The organism is Neisseria sp. HMSC70E02 (assembly GCF_001838645.1).
In the GTDB taxonomy this organism is placed as follows: Bacteria; Pseudomonadota; Gammaproteobacteria; order Burkholderiales; family Neisseriaceae; genus Neisseria; species Neisseria macacae.
In genome coordinates, this window is record NZ_KV838040.1 from 1 (window position 1) to 2,136 (window position 2,136).

The window sequence follows — 2,136 nt, forward strand, 5'->3', positions numbered from 1 at the left end:
GTTACTGTCCTATTTTGATTTTAATTGACTATATATTTCATCTCATTAAAAAAATGGTTGAGTTGCTATATTTATGTAGAAAGTTATTAGGATGTCTTTATCCATTTCTACAATATGTACGGGATATATGTGTAAACAGGTTGCCCAAAAATAGGTCGTCTGAAAAGCAAAAAATCTTTTTCAGACGACCTTTTGTACAATACATAACGGACAAAATAATCAAAGGCGCAAACCATCTGTGGTCTGTCTGAATCTGACACTTTTGAACTGCTGGCACAATTTCAGACGACTTCTCCGATAGGCATAGAGCGGGAAGACAAACACGCCGAGCCGTACGACTACGACCCTGAAACAGATCCGCTGCTGAAATCCCATCCGAACACCAAGAGCAGTTCGAAGCGTAGCCTGACTTGGTTTATTATCAACTCGACCATCTCGACACGCCGATTGCCACATAATGCAAAAGGCGAAGCCGTATGGACGGCCAAATACGAAGCATGGGGTAGAATCCGTAACGGAACCGTTTCAGACGACCCCAAAGTCAACATCCCGTCCCGCTTCCAAGGTCAGTATTACGATAGAGAAAGCGGGCTGCACTACAACCGTTTCCGTCATGACGATACCGAAATCAGGCGATGTATGAGTCAGGATATGATTAGGTCATAGGGCGGAGATAATTTATATACTTATGCAGATACTCCAACGGGCTGGATTGATCCATGGGATTTGCGATCCACTAATAGCGGTAGAATGCCAAGTAATAAAATAATACCTCCTGAACAAGGCCATCAGCGTTAACATATTATTCTATGGATTTATCGTAAGAAAAATTAGGATCAGATGATATGCAACTCTATACAATTTTTCCTCCCAAAAGCAGCAATGTTGACTTTTCTTTTAATTTAAAAGGTAATAATAAGGATAGTATTTTAGACTATTTTAAATTTAATATTGATGATAACTTCCTAAAAAAACCTCGTATAAATCTGACATATGATGATGAATTTGAATTTCACTTTTCTGAAATTTTGGATGCAGATTTTTATTTCTCATCATCAGGGATTTTATTATTTTCAAAAAAATTTCTTGAAATTTCACAGGATAAATTGAAAGAGGAAGCTCTATTTTTTTCATGTCTAATCAACAATACTCCATATGATATATATGTTTTGTATATAAAAAATAGTATTGATTTTCTAGATAATAAATCCCTAGATTGTTATAAAGATATTTCTTATAAATACATATTTAGAGACAAGCTGAAACCTTATATATATGGGGTTACGGATGAATTTAAAAAGATGGTCATAGAGAATAATTTAAAAATGCAATTCCTAGAATTATACGATATAGATAATACTGGAATTTTTTGCTTTACTTTAGAATAGCATAGAGAAATAAGAGTAAGTTGGGTTGAAAATCTAACCGTTACAGAGGAAAAGTTTTCTCTTTAAAAACTCAAATCCATAACTTCATCTCTAGGTTCTAGAGCCAGGAAGGAAAGAATCATTACAATATTTTTAACAATTTAAGGTTTTCTGAAGATGGTTTATGAAAAACAATTGGTTTTCCTAAAAAAATCAAAGAATCTCTATGTTTACATTTATGAGTGGATTGATCTATTAGATTTTTGCAAAGTTAGCAATTTAAATCCACAGGATGAAGAGTATCAAATTATTACTACAGCTTTTAGGCATGCCGGTTGGAAAGGGGATGGTGTTTTAACAGAAATTTGGATTCCTCCTTTTGCTGTTGGAGCCATTTTAGAAGAACCTATCAATTACTCTGATGAGCTATGGAAGTCATGGCAGAATGGATTAATTTTATGGCATGTGAAACAGAGGGAGGATGGTTTATCTTTCATCGGTTCACCTAAAAAATTATTAATTCCTGATGTTGGGATAGATAAAGTTACTGTTTGATTATTATAAAGTGAGTTAATATTTAGAGAGATTGAAATTTTTGAAAAATTAGGTGCATTCTCTTTATAAGTTGTTAAAAGGTCGTCTGAAAAACCTCCATTCAGACGACCTTTCTACCGTTTATCCCATTTGCTTTACCGTTGATGCCATTCAAGTTACCATACGAACCTCATTGTCATTTTTAAAATCAACGCCATGACTGCCCGCCAATCCT

Annotated in this window: 3 protein-coding genes; all 3 read left to right on the forward strand. The window is 34.6% G+C overall.

The annotated features are described in order from the left end of the window. The first annotated feature begins 447 nt into the window (after positions 1-447). The 3 genes from HMPREF3277_RS14780 to HMPREF3277_RS00020 all read left to right on the forward strand — a co-directional run bounded on the left by HMPREF3277_RS14780 (position 448) and on the right by HMPREF3277_RS00020 (position 1,922). Positions 448-666: an RHS repeat domain-containing protein gene (locus HMPREF3277_RS14780; RefSeq protein ID WP_003779806.1), complete on the forward strand. Its 219-nt coding sequence runs from the start codon at positions 448-450 to the stop codon at positions 664-666. Between the two features lie 179 nt (positions 667-845). Continuing rightward, a complete protein-coding gene (locus tag HMPREF3277_RS15490; protein WP_070869684.1) occupies positions 846-1,388 on the forward strand; it encodes a hypothetical protein in 543 nt (180 codons plus the stop codon). Between the two features lie 156 nt (positions 1,389-1,544). Beyond that, on the forward strand, positions 1,545-1,922 hold the full coding sequence (locus HMPREF3277_RS00020; RefSeq protein ID WP_003780560.1) for a hypothetical protein: 378 nt from the start codon (positions 1,545-1,547) through the stop codon (positions 1,920-1,922). Positions 1,923-2,136 lie beyond the last annotated feature (214 nt).

Bases quoted from the DNA above. Each gene is read 5' to 3' on its own strand.
- HMPREF3277_RS15490 (WP_070869684.1), top strand. From the start codon at position 846: ATGCAACTCTATACAATTTTTCCTCCCAAAAGCAGCAATGTTGACTTT.
- HMPREF3277_RS00020 (WP_003780560.1), top strand. From the start codon at position 1,545: ATGGTTTATGAAAAACAATTGGTTTTCCTAAAAAAATCAAAGAATCTC.